The organism is Acinetobacter terrae, assembly GCF_013004375.1.
In the GTDB taxonomy this organism is placed as follows: domain Bacteria; phylum Pseudomonadota; class Gammaproteobacteria; order Pseudomonadales; family Moraxellaceae; genus Acinetobacter; species Acinetobacter terrae.
Map to the genome: position 1 here is coordinate 15,677 of NZ_JABERI010000041.1, position 20,865 is coordinate 36,541.

At 39.4% G+C, this 20,865-nt stretch carries 16 protein-coding genes; 6 read left to right on the top strand and 10 right to left on the bottom strand.

Annotated elements, in window-relative coordinates:
• The first annotated feature begins 269 nt into the window (after positions 1–269).
• Both HLH14_RS14875 and HLH14_RS14880 read left to right on the top strand, forming a co-directional pair.
• Positions 270–761: a glycine zipper 2TM domain-containing protein gene (locus HLH14_RS14875; RefSeq protein WP_086193280.1), complete on the top strand. Its 492-nt coding sequence runs from the start codon at positions 270–272 to the stop codon at positions 759–761.
• Between the two features lie 512 nt (positions 762–1,273).
• Positions 1,274–1,411, top strand: a complete 138-nt coding sequence (locus HLH14_RS14880) for a hypothetical protein (RefSeq protein ID WP_155859772.1) — start codon at positions 1,274–1,276, stop codon at positions 1,409–1,411.
• A 199-nt stretch (positions 1,412–1,610) separates the two neighbouring features.
• Here the strand turns inward: HLH14_RS14880 and HLH14_RS14885 are convergent, their stop codons facing one another.
• The 7 genes from HLH14_RS14885 to plsB all read right to left on the bottom strand — a co-directional run bounded on the left by HLH14_RS14885 (position 1,611) and on the right by plsB (position 10,724).
• Positions 1,611–2,882, bottom strand: a complete 1,272-nt coding sequence (locus HLH14_RS14885; protein ID WP_171533360.1) for a mechanosensitive ion channel family protein — start codon at positions 2,880–2,882, stop codon at positions 1,611–1,613.
• 239 nt (positions 2,883–3,121) lie between these two features.
• Positions 3,122–3,658 (bottom strand): DUF2058 domain-containing protein, encoded by a 537-nt coding sequence (locus tag HLH14_RS14890; RefSeq protein ID WP_067722655.1) that lies wholly within the window; start codon positions 3,656–3,658, stop codon positions 3,122–3,124.
• A 14-nt stretch (positions 3,659–3,672) separates the two neighbouring features.
• The gene (locus tag HLH14_RS14895) at positions 3,673–4,347 is read right to left on the bottom strand and encodes a YoaK family protein (protein ID WP_171533361.1); all 675 of its coding nucleotides are present in this window, start codon (positions 4,345–4,347) and stop codon (positions 3,673–3,675) included.
• Between the two features lie 32 nt (positions 4,348–4,379).
• The gene (gene sstT, locus HLH14_RS14900) at positions 4,380–5,573 is read right to left on the bottom strand and encodes a serine/threonine transporter SstT (protein WP_067722651.1); all 1,194 of its coding nucleotides are present in this window, start codon (positions 5,571–5,573) and stop codon (positions 4,380–4,382) included.
• Positions 5,574–5,893: 320 nt separating this feature from the next.
• Entirely contained in the window at positions 5,894–7,618 is a 1,725-nt protein-coding gene (locus HLH14_RS14905) for a SulP family inorganic anion transporter (protein ID WP_171533362.1), read from the bottom strand.
• Positions 7,619–7,719: 101 nt separating this feature from the next.
• Complete coding sequence (locus HLH14_RS14910; protein ID WP_067722645.1) at positions 7,720–8,037, bottom strand: ArsR/SmtB family transcription factor; 318 nt, start codon at positions 8,035–8,037, stop codon at positions 7,720–7,722.
• Between the two features lie 185 nt (positions 8,038–8,222).
• On the bottom strand, positions 8,223–10,724 hold the full coding sequence (gene plsB, locus HLH14_RS14915) for a glycerol-3-phosphate 1-O-acyltransferase PlsB (RefSeq protein WP_171533363.1): 2,502 nt from the start codon (positions 10,722–10,724) through the stop codon (positions 8,223–8,225).
• Between the two features lie 267 nt (positions 10,725–10,991).
• Here plsB and cysK point away from each other — a divergent pair, with 267 nt between their 5' ends.
• Positions 10,992–11,990: a cysteine synthase A gene (gene cysK, locus HLH14_RS14920; protein WP_131272081.1), complete on the top strand. Its 999-nt coding sequence runs from the start codon at positions 10,992–10,994 to the stop codon at positions 11,988–11,990.
• 98 nt (positions 11,991–12,088) lie between these two features.
• Here cysK and HLH14_RS14925 read toward each other — a convergent pair whose 3' ends face one another.
• Positions 12,089–13,519 carry a coniferyl aldehyde dehydrogenase gene (locus HLH14_RS14925; RefSeq protein WP_235940530.1) on the bottom strand — a complete coding sequence of 477 codons (1,431 nt, stop codon included), beginning with the start codon at positions 13,517–13,519 and terminating at the stop codon, positions 12,089–12,091.
• Positions 13,520–13,691: 172 nt separating this feature from the next.
• Positions 13,692–15,299, bottom strand: coding sequence for a GMC family oxidoreductase (locus tag HLH14_RS14930; protein WP_171533364.1), 1,608 nt, complete (start codon positions 15,297–15,299; stop codon positions 13,692–13,694).
• A gap of 297 nt (positions 15,300–15,596) precedes the next feature.
• Between HLH14_RS14930 and HLH14_RS14935 the strand changes: the two genes are divergently transcribed.
• On the top strand, positions 15,597–16,532 hold the full coding sequence (locus HLH14_RS14935) for a LysR family transcriptional regulator (RefSeq protein ID WP_171533365.1): 936 nt from the start codon (positions 15,597–15,599) through the stop codon (positions 16,530–16,532).
• 31 nt (positions 16,533–16,563) lie between these two features.
• On the opposite strand, the gene HLH14_RS14940 is transcribed toward HLH14_RS14935, so the two are convergent.
• Entirely contained in the window at positions 16,564–17,172 is a 609-nt protein-coding gene (locus HLH14_RS14940) for a TetR/AcrR family transcriptional regulator (protein ID WP_086193269.1), read from the bottom strand.
• A 638-nt stretch (positions 17,173–17,810) separates the two neighbouring features.
• On the opposite strand from HLH14_RS14940, the gene HLH14_RS14945 reads away from it, so the two are divergent.
• Together HLH14_RS14945 and HLH14_RS14950 are read left to right on the top strand one after the other, a co-directional pair.
• Positions 17,811–19,592 (top strand): acyl-CoA dehydrogenase C-terminal domain-containing protein, encoded by a 1,782-nt coding sequence (locus HLH14_RS14945; RefSeq protein WP_171533366.1) that lies wholly within the window; start codon positions 17,811–17,813, stop codon positions 19,590–19,592.
• Positions 19,593–19,686: 94 nt separating this feature from the next.
• A complete protein-coding gene (locus tag HLH14_RS14950; RefSeq protein ID WP_171533367.1) occupies positions 19,687–20,856 on the top strand; it encodes a thiolase family protein in 1,170 nt (389 codons plus the stop codon).
• Positions 20,857–20,865 lie beyond the last annotated feature (9 nt).

A 20,865-nucleotide genomic window follows, 5' to 3' on the forward strand; every position in this document is an offset into this window, starting at 1 on the left:
CGCTGTAATAATTGTAGTCATTCTTTATTCCCTATATGACAGAAATAAAGATGAAAACATGGGAAATTTGAAGAATGAGCAAGGTAATACACTGCTTAGCCCTATGCACAAGATAAGTTCAAGCGCGTAGACCAATACGATAATGCGAAAGATGATCACAAGTAATGAATTTAAATTAGATGCTTTTTTGAATATAGAAACTCCATAAGTGAAACTGGCTAGAACAAGTCAATGTCCCTAAACACAATATTGTTATAAGGAGAAAAAAGATGGCGAATTCTGATGAAGATCGTATCAAAAACAATCCAAATACTGATGAGGATGATTCACACCCCGTGGGAACAGGTATAGGCGCAGCAAGTGCTGCCGCTGCAGGTGCCGCGATCGGTAGTGTGGGCGGTCCAGTAGGAGCTATAGTTGGTGGGACAGTAGGTGCAATAGTGGGTGGAGTAGCCGGCCATGCAGCAGGTGAAGCGATGGACCCCACTGTTGAAGATACTTATTGGCGTGAAAACAGTATTCATCAACCTTATTATCAGTCCACACAAAATACTTATCCTGATTTGGACTATGATCGAGATTATCGGCATGCCTATCGTGTAGGTTATGAGGATTTATCCGCATATGATTCAACCAAAAGGTTTGAAGATGTAGAGCCAGATCTTCGTACGAAATGGGAAAGAGCAAAAGCAGAATCTCGCCTATCCTGGGAAGAGGCTAAACATGCTTCACGTGATGCATGGAATCGTTTACGTCCCTAGCAGCTACTAAATAACCTCAATCATCTTAAAACCAATCTTTTTTAATTTTAAAAGGTTGGTTTTTTTGATCGCGTATTCGATGTAAAAGTTGAATCATATTTTGATCCGAATGTTTTTTAATAGTTCTCAAGTGATGGCTAATTTTTGCAAGTTCATTTAGGCACGTTAAGACACACACGTTAATAGCCGCCTCTGTATATACAGCATTTATTCACTCGCTCTCACCGTAAAAAAATATCAAATTTGCATCCTTCATTAAGCAATGAATTAAAAATAAGTAAAGGTTTTTTGATTATAAATAGGGGGCACAATGTTAAAGATAAGTGAGTTCAAGTAATGATTATGGATGTAGAGGGGACGGGACAACGATGAATCAATAGTATGCAGTTATCTTATTTACAATGAAAGAAATTGACACAGATTTAGAGTGAGAATAAGGCAAAAGAAAGAGTAAATTGATAGTGTCGTGATGAAGGCGATAGAGATTCAAAATCTAAAGGAGGGAGTTAAACATGACCAATCAATCACAAAATCCACAACCTGACCAACCCACCCTACATATTGAACATACTCAACAGCCTGATGAAATAAAAGTGCCCAATCCGCCTAATCCACAGCCTGATCAACCGAATCAACATCTTCAACAGTAAAATTCCCGGAAGCAACTCGGTTAAGATCGTGCAAATTTATTCAGACAATAGATATGAAAACTTTGCCTAGAATCGTGAATCAGGTATTTAGAACTTATTAATTCAAAAATAATAAATTAGAAAAATCAAAATCATATAAAAAACCCTCGATTGAGGGTTTTTTAAGGTCATCATAAGTTCGTCATTTAAAATAAGTACCTTAAATCGATGGATGATTTGATTTTGCTAGCGTTGCTGAAACAGCCGATAACTGCTTAAAATCGGCGCCAGAAGGGGCTTGATAAACTTTCAAACCAAACTCTGGAATAATCGCAATCAGATGATCAAAGATATCAGATTGTATCGCCTCATAATCCTTCCATACCGTGGTATTGGTAAAAGCATAAATCTCCAGTGGCAAACCTTCACTGGTCGGTTGTAACTGACGTACCATTAGCGAGTGATTCTTGCTAATTCCCGGATGCTGTTGCAGATAAAACTCGATATAGGCACGAAATGTTCCTAAATTGGTTAAACGGCGCTGGTTATACTGCGAATGATGGCTGAGTTGCAGGTTAAATTGCTCCAGTTCTTCTGCCTTGGTATTTAAATATTGATCTAGCAGAATAAAATCTTTCAGCTTGTCCTGTTCTTCAGCCGACATGAAATGCACACTGCTTTGATCAATCTGAATCGAACGTTTAATCCGGCGCGCACCGGCTTCCTGCATCCCGCGCCAGTTTTTAAAAGTGTCCGTCACCAGTTTGTTGGTCGGAATCGTGGTCACCGTTTTATCAAAGTTCTGCACGGTAATGGTATGTAATGACATATCAATGACATCACCGTCGGCATTTAAAGACGGCATTTCAATCCAGTCACCAATACGCACCATGTCATAAGATGAAATCTGCACTGAAGCGACTAAAGACAGAATGGTATTTTGGAACACCAACATCAGCACCGCAGCCATGGCACCAAAACCTGCGAGCAAGGTAAAGACATCTTTTTTCAGGAATGTGCCTAAAATCATCAAGCCACAGACAATAAAGATAATCAGCTTAACCAGTTGTAAATAGCCTTTAATCGGCTTGTTTCTTGATTTTGGATTACGCTGATAAATCAGATTGAAAATGCTTAAAAATTCACTGATTGCCAAAGCCAAAGTCAGGAAAATAAAGGCTTGTGCGCCCATTTGAACAAAGGTGACGATTTTTTCTGAAAGGTGCGGAACAGTCACGATGCCGTTCATAATGACAATTGCAGGCACGATGTTGGAAATACGACGGATAACATTATGTTCAGCAAAAATGCTCGAATTCGCCGACTTCATCTTGGAGACAAGCTTGCGAATACCTCGAACCACCACCTGCTTGGCAATAAAATTTGCGAGGACAGCCAGTAAAATCAAGATACTTAAAGAGGTCAGCATCTCTAACCATGGATATTGATCTGACCAATCTTGAATATTCTGGATAAAAGCAAAATGCTGCAAAAGTACACCCTCAATATGGAAATTTAAAAATTCTTTATAGTTTATATAGTTATATTTTAATCATCGCTAATGATAACGTTTTAGCTACATGAACCCAAACTGAATTAACGACCTTGAGTCATGTTGAGATCAGGCGGCGAGTATTTTTGAAATGTTATTCAATTTTTTATTTTGAGAGCGATGCCAATACGGATATTGACATCGCTATTTTTAATTAAAGATAAAAAGATAAGCTGAACTTACCACATCAAATCATCAGGGATCACATAAGCTGCGTATGGATCTTCTTCATCGGTGATTTGCTCATTCTTTTCAGAATTATTGACAATAATAAAGCCTTCCATTTTGTCATTAATTCGATCTGCCAAGGCTTTAGGCAAAACTGCATAACCCTCGCTTTCTTTGGCAATCACCAAGGAGCCTGAAACCAGCGCATTATAAATTTGCTGATTCAGATAAATCTTTTTGATTTTGCTGTCATCAATAAATTGATAAGACACTTCGCCATCGATGTCGCGAATTTTGTGCTGATTGATCATTTGGATAATCGCAGCTTTTAATTCTTTACCTTGCAACAGACGTTTTTTCTCTAAATCCAAAGCTTGATCTTTCGCGAGTTTTTCTTGCTTATCTTGCGCAATTTTCGCTTTCAATTCAGCTTCGTTGCTTTGTCCAGTACGTTGCTCATGTACAGCCTGTTTAGACAGCTTTTTAGCCTTTTTATTATCGACTAAACCCGCTTTTAGCAATTGAGCCTGTAATGCATTTTTGACCATAATAAATTCCGAAACTACTCTTGAATACGTCGATAACGAAAATAAATAACCCAATATACGGCGCTAAGTGTCCAACTTAACAGCGCAGGGACAAGGAATGAATCTAATTTTAAATAAGGATAAATGATGCTGGCAACCAAGCCCCCCACGAAAAATCCACATAAAATGGCTAAATGGAGAATAATCCGTCTGCGATCTACATCTAGGCCACGTAAACGATAACCTAACGCTAAACCCAAATCGGTCAAAACACCAGACAAATGAGTGGTTCGGATAATTGCGCCTTTGTAATGGCTGATCATGGCATTTTGTACTCCCATCGCCACACATGCCCAAAGCAGGGCGTAACGAGGGAAATAAGGCAATAGGAACCAACACAGACCAATAAAAAAAGCCACCAGGCTTAAAGGGAAACCATAACGGCGTCCTAAGCTAAAGTGGCTATTTCCCAGTATCAATCCGCTATAACATGAACCAATCACATAACATAGGACAACCAAGCCTAAGTAGAGGATCTGTTCAGGTTGCCAATGCAACAAAGCCATGGCCAACATGCTGACATTACCGGTCATATGTGAAACGGACTGATGCAACACGGTCACCAGTCCGAGGACGTTAATCATTCCTGCATTCATTGCAAGAAAAAAAGCACCTAATTGAACCCAAAGCGGTAAAGTTTGAAGAGGCATAACGTCATAAAAAAATCTTAATAATGACTATCTTAATCTAAACCGCGGTCTACAGCAGCAGTAAATAGCACATCTGTCGAAGAATTTAATGCAGTTTCAGTCGAATCTTGCAATACACTGATGACCATACCAATGGCAACCACTTGCATGGCGATATCAGAACTAATGCCAAACAAGCCACAAGCCACTGGAATAAGCAGTAAAGAACCACCAGCAACACCAGACGCGCCACATGCTGAAATGGTTGCAAGTACCGATAAAATCAGCATGGTGGTGAAATCAACCGAAATACCCAAAGTATTTACAGTAGCCAAGGTGAGGACGGTAATGGTCACTGAAGCGCCCGCCATATTAATGGCAGCACCGAGTGGAATAGCAACACTGGCAGTAGATTCGCTCACGCCTAAACGTTTGGCTAAATCCAGGTTCACTGGAATATTTGCAGCCGAACTACGGGTGAAGAAGGCGGTAATCCCGCTTTCACGTAGACATTTAAATACTAGTGGATATGGGTTGGCGCGGGTAACAAATGCCACCATGATTGGATTAACCACCAAAGCCACAAAGAACATGGTGCCAATCAGCACAGCCAACAATTGCGCATAGCTTTCAAAGGTACTTAATCCGGCTTCTGCAACGGTGACAGCCACCAGACCAAAAATACCGACAGGGGCAAAATTAATCACCAGACGAATCACTGTGTTTACGGCATTTGCAGCATCGGTGAGCAGTACTTTTGTGGTGTCATTGGCATGACGGAATGCAGCACCCAAAGCAACAGCCCAAGCCAAAATACCAATAAAGTTCGCTTCACTAATCGCCACCACAGGGTTCGCCACAAAACTTAAAAGAAGGTTCTTTAAGATTTCAATCAGGCTACCTGGTGGTTGCAAGTCCGCGTTTGCGGGGATATCCAGAAATAAGGTACTTGGGAAAATGATACTGGCAATCACTGCACTTAACGCAGCCAAGAACATCCCAACACCATACATCACCATAATCGGTTTGATTTTAGCACCATGTCCGACTTTAAAATTAGCAATAGACGATAAAACCAATACAAAAACTAATATAGGTGCAACAGATTTAAGAGCTTTAATAAACAAGTCACCCAACAGGCTTAAATAGGGAGCCACATTAGGGAACAAAACAGCAACACCAATACCTAAAATAATGGCGATAATAATTCGGGAGACTAAACTCAAACGCATTAAAGCAGAGAACATAAGGGTGCCTTGTTACAAATACGAGGACTAAAAAATTCACAAATATGTTCACCATTTTATACCTAAAAGAGTTACTGCTAAAAATTAATTTTTATATAAAAACTAACTACTTATTTTTAAAGTTGATATTTTTATTTTTAAATATTTTTCAACTCAAAAATTTCAAATATTGTTATCCTGCAAATGCTTCAAAGCATCATTATTGTGGCGGAATTTTTTCTAGAAGTTATTCATTTATTCACCACCATGGACTAGATTTAATCCCGTCCATGGTTGTGAATAGGCTTGAGAGATTTAGAATTGTGATTTATCTCAATCATTTAAAAAACGTCAGGTGAAAGCTCTTGCATGGCTTGAAAATGCGACAAATAAATCTGACCACTTAAATGTTTTAACAGTTTCGAATGCTGTAATTTATCCATCACTGGACCCTTGATTTCTGAAAAGTGCAATTTGATATTAAGTTTTCTAAATTCAGCATTGATATCTTCCAGCATTTCCAAAGCACTGAAATCAATTGCACTGATACTGGAACAGTTAATCACCACATGTTCCAAATCAGCATAGGGACTGATCGCATTAATTAAAAAACCTTTAAAGGTATTGGTATTTAAGAAGGTAAGATTTTCATCAATACGCAGGGAAATCACTTTGGAAGAGGTCAGTACATGATGACGTTGCACATTTCTAAAATGCTGCGTGCCTTCAACTAAACCAATCACTGCAATATGTGGACGACTAATTCGCCATAATAAAAGGATAAAGGTGGAGACAATGCCGATAATTAAACCGGTGGTAATATCAATGCAGATCACGCCAAAAAAGGTAATCCACATGGCAATACCATCGGCTTTTGAATAACGCCAGGTTTCAATAAAAGGTTTGAAATCGACCAGCTTCCAGATAGAAACGATAATGGTCGCTGCCAAAATAGCCAAAGGCAAATCACGAAAAAAACTGGTGAAATAAAGGCTGACTAAAATAATCAGCAGCGATGAAAACACACCTGCCAGTGGTGTTTTGGCACCAGAGTCTGCATTTACCACGGTTCGAGATAAACTGCCTGTGACAGGAAATGCAGAACTGAGACCGGCACTTAAATTGGCTAAACCTAAAGCCACCAGTTCCTGGTTGCTGTTTAAATGACTGCGTTGTTGTAATGCAGTCGCTTGTGCGATGGATAAAGACTCGACAAAGCTAATCATGGCGATCATCGCAGCACCCGGTAATAAGGTGATGACCAAGTCCAAATTCCAAAATGGCATAGTGATAGGCGGAAATCCTGAAGGAATTTCTCCCACAGTTTTAATACCGATTTCTTGCAAATTTAGAAAATAAACCGCAGCAATTGAAACCACCACGAGTACCAAAGGCAATGCTTTAGAGATAAAAGCTGTTGATCCAATGCGACTTTTAACCGCATTGGAACCTAAAACTTTAGGCAGATAGATAAGAAACACTAATGCAACAATGCCAAAAATGAATGTTTGAATGTTGCTATAACGAATATAGTGCCAAAAACTGAGCAAAAACTCAGGAATATTGTTGGCTTCTAAGGGGACATCGACAAGAAACTTGAATTGACCTAAAGCAATCAGCAAAGCGGAAGCAATAATAAAACTTTTAATCACGGGATGGCTAATCAGTTGAATCAGAAAGCCAAATCTAAAAATCCCGAGCAATAATGAAATGACCCCGACCATCACTGCAAGCAGACAGGCGGCTTGTATATAAACCGGAGAACCAACTTCAAATAAGGGATTTAAAGTGGCAAAGGTCATCATGGAAATAATGGCGACCGGACCGATCGAGAGTGTAGGGCTACCACCGACCATGGCGTAAATAATCATCGGCAGAATGCTGGCATACAAGCCCATAATAGGCGGTAAGCCTGCAAGCATGGCATAGGCCATACCTTGCGGAACCAGCATTGCAATGACAATCAGCGCAGAAAGCAGGTCAGATTTAAATTTGGCTTGATTGTATTTTTGCAGCCATTGCCAAGCGGGCAACAACATCGTTAAGCGAGTATTTAAATCTGACATATCTAAAACTAAATCACTATTTTAGATATATTATGCATAAAAAGTGCTAAGAAGTCTTAAGCTATTCAAATGACTAAGCTAAATAATTGATATTCATTTAATTAAATTATATTTTTAGGACAATACAAATCATATAAAGTATTTAACAGCTGCACCATTTTTTCATCCTTAATCGAATAAAAAATTTGTTTGCCGTCACGACGGGTCGAAACCACATCACTTTTGCGTAACATCATCAGTTGTTGAGATAAGGTGGGTTGATTAATTTGAGTCATTTCTTCAATTTGCGAAACATTGAGTTCTTGTTTAGCCAGATGACATAAAATAAGTAGGCGATCTGTATTGGCGAGTGATTTTAATATCGTGACAACGATATCGACAGAATCATGCATAGCGGCAATTTCAAGATCGGTGTTCATAGAGCATTTCCATACTACTCATCAGTAATATACGCAGTATAAAGCCTGCATAATTGAATACATGATGAAAAAGTAATATTTTCAATGGTTTTTAATGAAGCTAAATATCAAATATTCTTATATAAATAAAAATAAGGCATGGAGTTTAAACTCCATGCCTTATTTCAGTGCTAAAAATGTTGAAGTTATTTTTTAACCGGTTGCTTAAATTGTTTTAATTCTTTTTCATTGAAATGAAGCGCTTCAATTATGGCCTGACGAGTATCAAGGTCATACCAATTGAAAATAGCCGACATTTTCTCTTCAAAATCATCACTAATCGCAAAATGATCATCCTGAATATTTAACAAGCTGTTTTGTTTCAGTATTGAAATAAAGCTTTTTAAGGTTGCACTGTCAAAATAATAGCCAGATTGAATTTTTTGAGTCTGGAAAAGTTTTTGCAATACTGCTTTGCCCATTTTCTCTAACTCTTTTATGGTCAGCGCTTGAATCGGAGCGTAATGCTTGAGTAATTCTGAAATCATGATCATGTTATTCAGGCTGGAGCTAGATAGATGAGCAAGTGATAACAGCTTATTTTGCATTTGTTGATCTGATGCAATGGATACCGTGTTGTTTTGCTGAACAATCCAGCCTAACTGTTCTAAGCTATTTAAAATTAATCCAATTTCATTTTCTAATTCATCAAGATTCCATTTTAAGAAAAACTCTTCTTTAAAATAGGGATAGATATTTTTAACGGTATCGATTAAATAATGACATGAAATCTTTTTATAAGATTGAATCAGCATGGCAATTAATGCAGGAACAATAAAACAATGCAGAATATTATTACTAAAATAACTTAACAGAATTTTTTGACTTTCAGCTACACGAATCCAGTTTTCATTATTTTGACTAAAAGTTTCAACCTGTTTTAATTTTTTAGCATATTGAATAATTTCAGCGCTGGATAATTCCGTCATCATCATTCTTGGATCGTATTTTGTGTCATTTAATAATTGACGATATTGATCAATCTGTGAGATTAAATCTTGCTCACTTAAAACATGATTTTCAACATTGAGTAAAATCAGTGAGATCAGTGAAATAGGATTAACCACAACCGCTTTATTAATATTTTCTAAAATTGAACTCGCAACCTGATTGACTGTTTGAACTACAGGTTGAGGTAATTCATCATTAATATTGAGTTTAATTTGATCTGCGTGATTGGCGGTTAAAATTTTATTAAGGAAAATAGGTTCGCCAAAATTAACATAAACCTGCCCAAAAACTTTCTCAATTTTACGCGCTGAACTTAAAATCCCCCAAATCGATTCAGCTTCCTTGGGTTTGCCATTCAGTTCATTTAAGTACGAGGTACCTTCCATCAGCTTTTCATAACCAAAATAAGTTGGAATAAAAGCAATCGGTTTGGTCGCGCCACGTAAATGACTTTGTACTGTCATCGAAAGCATGCCTTTTTTAGGCGGCAACAATAATCCCGTGCGTGAACGTCCACCTTCAATAAAATATTCCAAAGGTGTGTTGCGTGATAAAAGGCTATGCAAATATTCTTTAAAAACAGAAGTATAAAGTTCATTACCACTAAAGGTACGACGAATAAAATAAGCACCGCCACCACGCATGATTTGACCCACAATTGGCAGGTTTAAATTAATCCCCGCGGCAATATGCGGAACCATGAGTCCACGGTTAAAAATCACATAAGAGAGCAGCAAATAATCGATATGACTGCGATGGCATGGGGTATAGACAATTTCATAATCCTTGGCTAATTCACGCACCGTATCGAAATTATGCACTTCGATACCATCATAAAGTTGCGTCCATAACTTGGTCAGAGCCAGTTCCGCAAAACGTAAGGTTGAATAGGAAAAATCCGAAACCACTTCGGTTAAATAACCTTTAGCGCGATTTTCTGCCTCAAACATACTGATTTTATGATCAATACTTTCTTTGCGAATGGCATCTTGAACCGTTTCGGTTTTCATTAACTTATTAATGAGATTGCGACGGTCTGATAAATCGGGTCCTAAAATCGCTTCTTTGTGTTTATTAAAATTTGTATTGAGTTCTTTGACAATCGAATGTGCGGGAGAAAAATTTGGATATTCGACTTTAGCTTTTTCAATCGCTGCTTTAAGCGAAATCGGCTTATGAAATTCAATGTAGTTTTCACGACTATATAATGAAATATTCAAGGCTTGTTTTAATTTGGATGGGGTTGCCCAGGCATCCGCAAATAAAGCTTTCAACCAGGAATTTTCATATTCAGGTGAACGTCCCCATAAAACCGTCACCGGTACCAGTTCAATATCGTATTCAGGGTATTTTTCCAAAGCTTCAATCAGTCGAATGAGTTTGGCCGAATAATGGTAGGCCTCATTTTTGGAACTCGGTACATTTAAAGCCAGAATGGAGTCATCTTCTTTAAACTCCTGAATGCTTAACGGTGTAAAAACCGAAGGCAGTTTTCGTGCTTGGGCTTCAGTATCAATGATGACCGTGTTGCTGATGGATGCATCTTGTAAAACATAACAAATTATTTTTTTATCAAGTTGATCTTCTATGGTTTTTTCTAATTCTTCAGTATTGCCTAAGACTTGAGGTGTCACGATTTTATCGAGGATTTTCTGCGTAAATTGTCGATAGAATCGGCTATAACCCTTATTAGACATTGTATTCCCTAAATCAGTTTTCATTTGCTTGATATTGTGTGCAATAACAAGGATAAATACAAATCTTATTGATGACAAATACGTCATTTAAGTTGTAACTATTTAAGAAAAAACCAGCTGTGAGGATGTGAAAAAATCTTTGCTTATTAGGCTTAAATATATGCTTAAGGCGAAAAAAACTGGAATAGAAAAACTTATCTTCACAGTCCAAATGGCTTATGATGAAAGGCATGACTTTAAAATCAAAAGATCGCTCAAGGAGTTAAAATGAGTACAGATTCTGCATTTCCAATACCAAATAATTTAGGCATTGCGGTTTATAGTAATAATGCTGAATCTATTGGCAACACCCCCTTAATTCGTATTAATCGTTCAATTTCTTCAGCTGCAACGGTACTGGCTAAAATTGAAAGCCGTAATCCTGCATTTTCTGTGAAATGTCGTATTGGTGCCGCTTTAATTGCAGATGCTGAAGAAAAAGGTTTGCTTAAACCGGGTATGCATATTGTAGAGCCGACCAGTGGTAATACCGGGATTGCACTTGCATTCGTAGCGGCTGCAAAAGGTTATGACATCACTTTAACCATGCCTGCAAGCATGAGTGTTGAACGTCGTAAAGTGTTAAAGGCATTTGGTGCAAATCTGGTATTGACTGAACCAGCTAAAGGCATGAAAGGCGCGGTGGATGAAGCGGTTCGTTTAGCGACAGAACAACCGGAACTGTATTATTTACCGCAACAATTTGAAAACCCGGCCAACCCTAAAATTCATGAGCAAACCACGGGTCCTGAAATTTGGGAAGCAACTGGCGGTAAGGTCGATATTTTAGTTGCTGGCGTAGGAACAGGCGGTACCATTTCAGGTATTTCACGTTATTTTGAGCAGGTAAAAAATCAGCCGCTTTATTCGGTTGCTGTTGAACCTGCGGAATCGCCAATTATTGGACAAACTAAACGTGGTGAGCCACTAACTCCGGGGCCGCATAAAATCCAGGGGATCGGCGCAAACTTTATTCCAAAAAATCTGGATTTAGATTTGGTTGATGAAGTCATTGCGATTGAAAGTTCAGCAGCGATTGAATGGGCGCGTAAAACCGCGACTCATGAAGGTATTCTGGTGGGTATTTCAAGTGGCGCAGCAATGGCAGCGGCAGCTCAACTGGCAGCACGTCCTGAAAATGCCGGAAAAACCATTGTGGTGATTTTACCGGATGCGGGTGAGCGTTATTTATCTTCGGTTTTGTTTGAAGATATTTCTGCAGAATAATTTTTGTCAAAATTGAAATTATTTTAAGCGATAAAAAAGAGTGAAAAGGCTGAAGTTGATCTTCAGCCTTTTTTATTTAGTCTGTATAACTAATAATCTTAACGGATAAACAGTTTTAAAATCAGTTTTTGAATAAATGTGCCATAAGGCGGATAGAACAAACGCATCAAACTAAATTTCGGTCGGTTAAATACGGCTTTCGCATGACTAAAGGTGACAAATCCTTCATAGCCATGATAATTGCCCATCCCCGATGTACCCACACCGCCAAAAGGCAAATCTTCCTGTCCGACATGAACCAAGGTTTCATTAAGGCAAACACCGCCACTGTGGGTTTGCATGAGTACTTTTTGCTGCTCTTGCTTGTTATAGCCAAAATAATATAAAGCCAAAGGACGCGGTCTTTGATTAATGTAATCAATCGCTTCATCAAGTTGTTGGTAAGTCACAATCGGCAATAAGGGGCCAAAAATTTCATTTTGCATCACCTGCATATCATCTGTGACATTGCTTAAAACATAATGCGCTAAACGTCGTCCTGAAGATGCGTCGGTAATGATATTAACAGTCGCATTTTTTGCAGTTGCATCTTCAATATAGTGATTCAAGCGATTGAGCTGTCGCTCATTAATAATCGCCGTGTAATCAGGGTTATCGGCTAATTTTGGAAAAAACTCCTGAATGGCTGTCGAATATTCCTCAATAAATTGAGCCTGCAATTGCGCAGGAATCAGCACATAGTCGGGTGCTACACAGGTTTGTCCGGCATTCATGGCTTTACCAAAGGCGATCCGTCGGGCACTCTCACGAATATTGGCATCGGCTAAAACCAGTGCCGGAGACTTTCCACCGAGTTCCAACGTCACTGGCGTGAGGTTGTTGGCTGCGGCACGCATCACATGTTTACCGACTTCACTGGCACCGGTAAACAAGATGTGATTAAAAGGTAATTGGGTAAATTTCTGTGCAACTTCTGCATCACCATTGACGACACACACCAAATCTTCCGGAAAGGCTTGGGCAATCAGTTGCTTGAATAGTGCAGAAAATTCAGGCGTATATTCGCTCATTTTCAACATCACCCGATTTCCTGCAGCAAGGGCCTGGCAGAGTGGGCCGATGGCTAAAAACAGCGGGTAATTCCATGGCACAACGATCCCCACCACACCGACCGGTTGATACAAGACATAACCTGTCGCAGGTTGGAAAAGAATACCAATATGACGCTTACTTGGACGCATCCATTTTTTTAAATTTTTTAACGCGTATTTAATGCCGAGTACGCTGGTCATCACCTCAAACATTTCAGTTTCAGAATGACTTCGGTTAGAAAAATCATGGCTAATGGCCACGTTAATCTCGGTCTTATTCTGCAGAATCAATTGCTGCAAGGTTTTAAGATGCTGTCTACGTTGCTCTAAACTCGGGTAACTGTTTTCCGTAAATGCCTGTTGTTGTTTCTCGAATAATTGTTGTAATTCGATCGAGATATTTTGATCTGTATTTTGATCCATTTTGTGATTCAACATCTTACATATCCTTTGCCTGTGGTGAGAGAGAATAACCTGAATTTTTCATTATGATTGGGTTATTCTCTCTTTGCTTATAACTTTGAATCTCTTAGAAATATTACATGCTGAGTTCGAACATATCATCAAGTACTATGAGCGAACTGAGAATGAACTGAGCTTGCTGTTTGAATTAAGCGTGCAATTGCTTGGCGCGTATCATATCCACCGCTTTTTCAGCAATCATGATGGTTGGCGCATTAGTATTACCATTGACCACATTCGGCATGATCGAGGCATCCACCACACGTAAATTTTCAATACCATAGACACATAGCTGTGGATCAACCACGGCCATCTCATCAACGCCCATTTTACAGCTACCTACCGGGTGATACACGGTATCCGCACGTTGACGCAAAATGTGCCGAATTTCATCATCGGTTTTGACCGAAGCACAAAATAGATCTTTTTTATGCAGCATTTTCAATGCCGGTGAATGCATCAATTGTTGTGTAACCTTATAGGCATTGACCATATCTTCAATATCATCTTCATGATCAAAGAAATTGGGGTCAATCAGTAGAGGATCATCGATGCTTGGGCCACTGATTTTAATGCTGCCGCGACTTTTCGGATTCAGTAGGCACACATGACAGGAAATACCGTGACTGGCATGGAAAGTTCGCGCATGGTTGTCGACCAAGGCCACAACAAAATGCAGCTGTAAATTCGGAATGTCTTTTTCAGGCGTACTTTTTAAAAAGCCGCCACATTCGGCAAAATTGGTACTGAGCATGCCACGGCGCTCTTTACGGTAGCGCGAAATTTGTTTCACCATATCGATCGTACCGGCCAGTGACACGCCAAAAGTGCCGGCAATCTCACTGACGGTATAACTAAAAATAAAGTCAGGATGATCATGGAAATTTTTACCGACACCCGGTAAATGCTGAGCCACATTAATACCATGCTCAAGCAATTCTTTTTCATCGCCAATACCGGATAGCATTAAGATTTGCGGCGAATGCATTGCTCCTGCGCTTAACAGCACTTCTTTATTAGCACGCAGCTGTTTGATTTGACCGCCATGTTTAACCTCGACACCAACCGCAACATTATTTTCAATTAAAATGCGCTGCGTCGATGCATGGGTGAAAATGGTCAAATTTAGACGTTCCAAATGCGGAAATAAATAGGCACGCGCCGCACTACAGCGCTCACCGTTAATATGCGTGACTTGATACACGCCTAAACCTTCTTGTTCTGCACCATTAAAGTCATCCAAAATTCGATAACCTTGTTCTTTGGCTGCCGTGATATAACGCTCATGCCATGGACTATCAGTGCGTAAATTCGATACCGACAACGGCCCAGTATTGCCATGATATTCATTTTCAATATCGTGATTGTTTTCCGAGCGAATGAAATAGGGTAGTACATCCTGATAACTCCAACCATGATTACCAAGTTCCGCCCATTGATCATAGTCTTTTTGATGGCCACGCACATAAATCATCGCGTTAATAGCTGATGATCCACCTAAACATTTCCCGCGTGGTTGGTAGCCTTTACGACCATTCAGACCTTTTTGCGGCACGGTTTCAAAGGCCCAGTTATTGATTTTGGTGGGGATGCTGATCACGGCTGCGGCAGGTGTATTGACTGTCCAGCTATTGCCATGACTACCAGCTTCTAATAAACACACTGAAATATCTGGATTTTCTGATAAACGTCCAGCCAACACACAACCGGCACTGCCGCCACCAATGACAATATAATCAAATGCCTTGTTTTCCATAGAGGATCTTGTTCCTGTTATTTATTCTTGAATGTTATTTTTTTGTTTTAAGTGATATTTCTATTGTTTTCATCACCTATTGAAACTGATCTTACCGAAGCCTTAAGCTAAAAGATATACACTTTAGCACTTGATTCATAAAATAAAAAATATTTTATTCTTATTCACAGTTATATGATTAAGCACCAATTTAATTACAATTCCATGCCATATTCGGTATAAATGAACATTGGAAATATGTCTAAAAAAGCAGATGATAGAGCAGTTTTAAAAATAGAAGATCAGGGATTTTGATTCGTGTTTGAACTTGACTGTAAATTACTCAGTGTTTTTCTTTATATCTATAAATATAAAAGTGTTTCAGTTGCAGCTGAATATCTGGCGATGAGCCAGCCAACAGTCAGTAATATCCTGAATAAAATTCGACAGCATTATAACGATCCGCTTTTTTTAAGAATTGGCAATGAAATGGTTCCGACAGAACTGTCGAAACAGCTTTTCCCCTTGGTCAGTGAAGCATTAAGCAAAGTCGAGATCATCAATAATTTCACCATTAATTTTGACCAGTCGACCTCGCAGCAGAAATTTACCATTGCCATGACCGATGTGTCGCATTTGGTATTATTGCCTAAAATATCCCAGTATTTAAAAAAGCATGCCTCAAACATTCGCTTGAATGTGCGTGCGATTACCTCTGAAACCAGTTATCAAATGGCGAATGGGGAAATTGATTTAGCCATTGGTTTTTTACCGAATCTGGAAAATGGTTTTTATCAGCAAAAATTATTTGAGCAATATTATGTGGTGATCGCTTCTAAGGATCATCCAAGGCTCAGCGGAAACAGTTTAAGTACTGAACAATATATTAGTGAATCACATATTGATATTGATGCGGGAATGGGGCATTACCATATTGAAAATGAATTATTAAACTTAGAATTAAAACGTAATATTCTGATGCGTCTACCCAGTTATTTAGGTGTGGGACTGGTGGTTCAGGAAACCGATGCGATTGCGACGGTGCCTTATTATTTAAGTAAAGTCTTATTGTCTCGGGGTAATTTGCAAGTTTTAGAGGCACCGATTACCTTTCCTACGTATGCAGTTAAACAATATTGGCATATGTCTTGTCATCACAAAACCAGCCATCAATGGCTGCGTCAGATGTGCCATGAATTATTTAGCCAAATGAATGAACTAGATGGTTCGGCTTATGGAATCATTCAGCACTAATAAGAACCACCAGCTCAATCATGGATTGTTATTAATCCACCGAAGAAATTTTATCAGGCGTCATGAGCGCCTGATTAATATACAGCTTGATTAAGCGTTCCCGTGAACCAATTGATTTTTGATAATGGGTTGAATTGAGTAATAATGATGCACCATAGGTCACCGTCCAGATATAAGATAAATAATCGCGAATCGACATGGCGCTATCTAATGATTTTAAATATTCATCGGTCATGTCCTTGATTTCAATAATCCGTTCTTCACGCACCTGATATAATTCTTCAAATAATTCTTTTAATTTTCTTTCATTATTGGTTAATCGGTCTTCAATCACATGTAATAAAATAGTGCGGTTGGCATTTAACATGTTGTATAGCATGTACTGGGAAACATAGGTTTTAATATTATTTTTATATTTCTTTGAAATTTCTAACAGTCTTTTTTCATTCAAGATAATCAATTCTAAATACAGCTGATTCTTGCTTTTAAAATGCTTGTAAATTGTACCCTTGGCAATATCCAGTTCAGAGGCTAACTCTCCAAGGGTAATATCTTGATTGTTATCCAGCAACAGCGTTTCTGCCATGGCTAAAATTTTCTCTTTGCGCAATAGAAAATTTTGTTGGCGTACTGTATTCATTGCAATCGTCCCAAGCAGACATTAAAAAAAGCGCCTTCAACATATACCAATAAAATCGTGATGACCATTCCACCATTGTCGGGTATGGGGAAAATTAATATTTAAAATAGATATTTTTATTTAACCCTATTTTGAATTTCATAGCTCTCAATTGCATAGCGAAAATTAAAAGTCAATAAATGAGAACCTGAGAGGTCAATAATCGCCAATAAAATTCCAATTGGGTAATAATTATTTTATTGTCTTTTTGCGCTGAAAAGTGAAATCACGGATTAAACGCAAACAGAATAATGTGCTGATCAAACAGTATTTCAACCGTACATTTAAAGATTAGGTTTTAGGATGGATCGTTCAATTCAAAGTAAATTACAGAAAAGATGTTTTATTCAGCAAACATTCGAGTGAACATCAGATGATGAACATATTTTAACGCTTAAACTCTTATGAGGCTGTCCTTCAAACTTGGTCCTGAGTTCAATAGCATTTCTCCTGATGGATATTGAAAACCGGTTTGAACGCCCAAATTTTATTTAAATATATATGGGTTGAAATAAAGCTCGTTATTTTCAGTTTAGGTTTTTACAACTTAAAAAAGCACTTCAATATTCAATGCGAAGTCTTCACCCAAGGAAAGCAATATGCCTATTTATAACGCACCACTTAAAGACATGGATTTTATTTTAAATGATGTATTTAAGGCTGAAGATTTTTGGCAAGGCAACGACGACTTAGCCCACATTGACATGGCAACAGCCAATGCCATTTTAGAAGAAATGGCCAAATTTTCTAAAAATGTCATTCTGGATTTAAACCGTTCAAGTGATGAAGAAGGCGGCGCTCAATTTAGTAATGGGGTAGTCACCACGCCAAAAGGTTTTAAAGAAGCATTTAAGCAATATGCAGAAGGCGGCTGGATTGGCCTGGGTGCTGAAGAAGAATGGGGCGGTCAAGGCATGCCAAAAATGCTGACCGTACTGGCTGATGAGATGATTTGGGCGACCAATCCATCGTTTATGCTTTACCCGCTACTTTCTGTGGGTGCAGGCATGGCATTGAACAACTACGCCTCTCAAGAGCAGAAAGAAACCTATTTACCTAAAATTTACACAGGTGAATGGTCAGGAACCATGTGCCTTACTGAACCGCATGCAGGGACCGATTTAGGCATTATTAAAACCAAAGCTGAACGCAATGAAGATGGTTCTTATGACATCACCGGAACCAAAATCTTTATTACCAGCGGTGAGCATGACCTATCGGAAAACATTATTCATCTGGTCTTGGCTAAAACCCCGGATGCACCTGCAGGTTCACGCGGTATTTCGTTATTCATCGTGCCGAAATTTCTGGTCAATGAAGATGGTTCATTGGGTGAACGTAATACGATGGGCGCCGGTTCTATTGAACACAAGATGGGGATTAAAGGTTCTGCAACTTGCGTATTAAACTTTGATAGCGCGAAAGGCTTCCTTGTGGGCAAGGAAAATGAAGGTCTGGCGGCCATGTTCGTGATGATGAATTACGAACGTTTATCTATGGGTATTCAAGGTCTAGGCGCATCTGAGTTTGCTTATCAAAATGCAGCACAATATGCGACAGACCGTCTACAAGGCCGCAGTGCAACAGGGGTGAAATCGCCAGAGAAACCAGCCGATTCGATTTTGGTTCACGGTGATGTACGTCGTATGTTGCTTAACGGTCGTGCTAATAATGAAGCATCGCGTGCATTTGCAGTCTATGTCGGTCAGCAACTGGATATCACTAAATTTTCTACCGATGCAGAAGCGGTTAAAAAAGCCAATGACCGTGTAGCGTTGTTAACACCAATCGCTAAAGCCTATTTAACCGATACGGCATTGAATGCAGTACTTGATTCACAAATGGTGTTTGGTGGTCATGGTTATATCCGTGAATGGGGCATGGAACAGTGCGTTCGTGACCTACGCATCTCACAAATTTATGAAGGTACTAACGGTGTACAGGCACAGGATTTAATCGGTCGTAAAACCATTCGCAACAATGGTGCAAATATGGCGGAATATATCACTGAAATTCGTGAATTTGTCGCTACACTGGATGATTCACTGGCGATTAAAGCCGCAACTTTAAATGCGTGTAGCGAAGTAGAAGCCATCACCCAGTTTATTTTGCAACAGGCGAAAGGCGCACCCGATTTTGCCAATGGTGTTGCGGTAGATTACTTGCATGCAGTGGGCTTACTGAGCTTCAGCTATATGTTTACGAAAATCGCGCAAGCAGCTCAAGCTAAAACAGAAGCGTTCTATCAAAACAAAGTTATTTTGGCGCAGTACTTTGCAGAGAAAGTATTACCAGGCTTAACTGCACGTATTGCACAAATTAAAGCCGGTTCAAACTTAATGATGCAGTTGCCAGAAGATTACTTTACTGCTCAATCTTAAGTCTAAGAGCAAGGCTTTACTTCAAAAGGAAATGACATGAGTAGAGTCTTCTGCTCATATCAAACAACAAAATTTATAAATTAGGATGGAAAAAATGATTGTTATTGTAAATGGTGTACGTACAGCGATGGGTGGTTTTCAAGGCGCACTTTCTGCATGTACCGCACCCGATTTAGGCGCAGTGGCCATTAAAGAAGCGGTTGCACGTTCAGGCTTACAGCCTACAGATATTGATGAAGTGATTTTTGGCTGTGTTTTGCCCGCAGGCTTAAAGCAAGGTCCGGCACGCCAAGCCATGCGCCAGGCAGGCTTACCTGATTCTACCGGTGCGACCACCATCAATAAAATTTGTGGTTCGGGTATGAAAGCGGTGATGCAAGCTGCTGATGCCGTTAAAGCCGGTTCTGCACAAATTGTGGTTGCCGGTGGTATGGAATCGATGAGCAATGCGCCATATCTACTTGAAAAAGCGCGTGCCGGTTACCGTATGGGACATGGTAAAACCACAGACCACATGTTCCAGGAAGGCCTGGAAGATGCTGAAACCGGTCTTTCCATGGGCATTCTTGCACAAGAAATGGCAGATAAAAAAGGCTATACCCGCGAGCAACAAGATGCTTTTGCGATCAGCTCTTTAAATAAAGCCGTGACGGCAATTAATAATGGTTATTTCAAGGCTGAAATTGCACCTGTAACCGTATCTAGCCGTAAAGGCGATGTAGTGGTTGAGCAAGATGAGCAACCACTGAATGCCAAAGCAGATAAAATTCCGACTTTACGTCCAGCATTTAAAAAAGATGGAACCATTACAGCGGCAAACTCAAGCTCGATTAGCGATGGTGCATCTGCCTTGGTGATCACTTCGGAAGAAATTGCCGCTGAACGTGGTCTTGAACCCGTTGCTAAAGTTCTAGCCTATGCAGGCCATTCACAACATCCTTCTGAATTTAGTATTGCACCCGTAGGCGCAATTGAGAAAGTCTTGAAGCAAACTGGCTGGACTGCTGCAGAAGTTGATCTTTGGGAAATTAATGAAGCCTTCGCGATGGTGACCATGGCAGCCATTGATGCTTTCAATTTAGATAAAGCCAAAGTCAATGTGAACGGTGGTGCGTGTGCACTTGGACATCCACTGGGTTCATCAGGTTCACGTATTATTGTGACCTTGATTCATGCACTTAAACGTACCGGTGGCAAGAAAGGTATTGCAGCATTATGTATTGGTGGTGGTGAAGCGACTGCTGTTGCGGTTGAATTGATTTAAACCGATACA

Coding starts and splice junctions, on each gene's coding strand:
- plsB (WP_171533363.1), bottom strand. CDS start 10,724: ATGTCTAATAAGGGTTATAGCCGATTCTATCGACAATTTACGCAGAAA.
- HLH14_RS14950 (WP_171533367.1), top strand. CDS start 19,687: ATGATTGTTATTGTAAATGGTGTACGTACAGCGATGGGTGGTTTTCAA.
- HLH14_RS14945 (WP_171533366.1), top strand. CDS start 17,811: ATGCCTATTTATAACGCACCACTTAAAGACATGGATTTTATTTTAAAT.
- HLH14_RS14890 (WP_067722655.1), bottom strand. CDS start 3,658: ATGGTCAAAAATGCATTACAGGCTCAATTGCTAAAAGCGGGTTTAGTC.
- cysK (WP_131272081.1), top strand. CDS start 10,992: ATGAGTACAGATTCTGCATTTCCAATACCAAATAATTTAGGCATTGCG.
- HLH14_RS14875 (WP_086193280.1), top strand. CDS start 270: ATGGCGAATTCTGATGAAGATCGTATCAAAAACAATCCAAATACTGAT.
- HLH14_RS14930 (WP_171533364.1), bottom strand. CDS start 15,299: ATGGAAAACAAGGCATTTGATTATATTGTCATTGGTGGCGGCAGTGCC.
- HLH14_RS14910 (WP_067722645.1), bottom strand. CDS start 8,037: ATGAACACCGATCTTGAAATTGCCGCTATGCATGATTCTGTCGATATC.
- HLH14_RS14940 (WP_086193269.1), bottom strand. CDS start 17,172: ATGAATACAGTACGCCAACAAAATTTTCTATTGCGCAAAGAGAAAATT.
- HLH14_RS14880 (WP_155859772.1), top strand. CDS start 1,274: ATGACCAATCAATCACAAAATCCACAACCTGACCAACCCACCCTACAT.
- HLH14_RS14905 (WP_171533362.1), bottom strand. CDS start 7,618: ATGTCAGATTTAAATACTCGCTTAACGATGTTGTTGCCCGCTTGGCAA.
- HLH14_RS14925 (WP_235940530.1), bottom strand. CDS start 13,519: ATGTTGAATCACAAAATGGATCAAAATACAGATCAAAATATCTCGATC.
- sstT (WP_067722651.1), bottom strand. CDS start 5,573: ATGTTCTCTGCTTTAATGCGTTTGAGTTTAGTCTCCCGAATTATTATC.
- HLH14_RS14895 (WP_171533361.1), bottom strand. CDS start 4,347: ATGCCTCTTCAAACTTTACCGCTTTGGGTTCAATTAGGTGCTTTTTTT.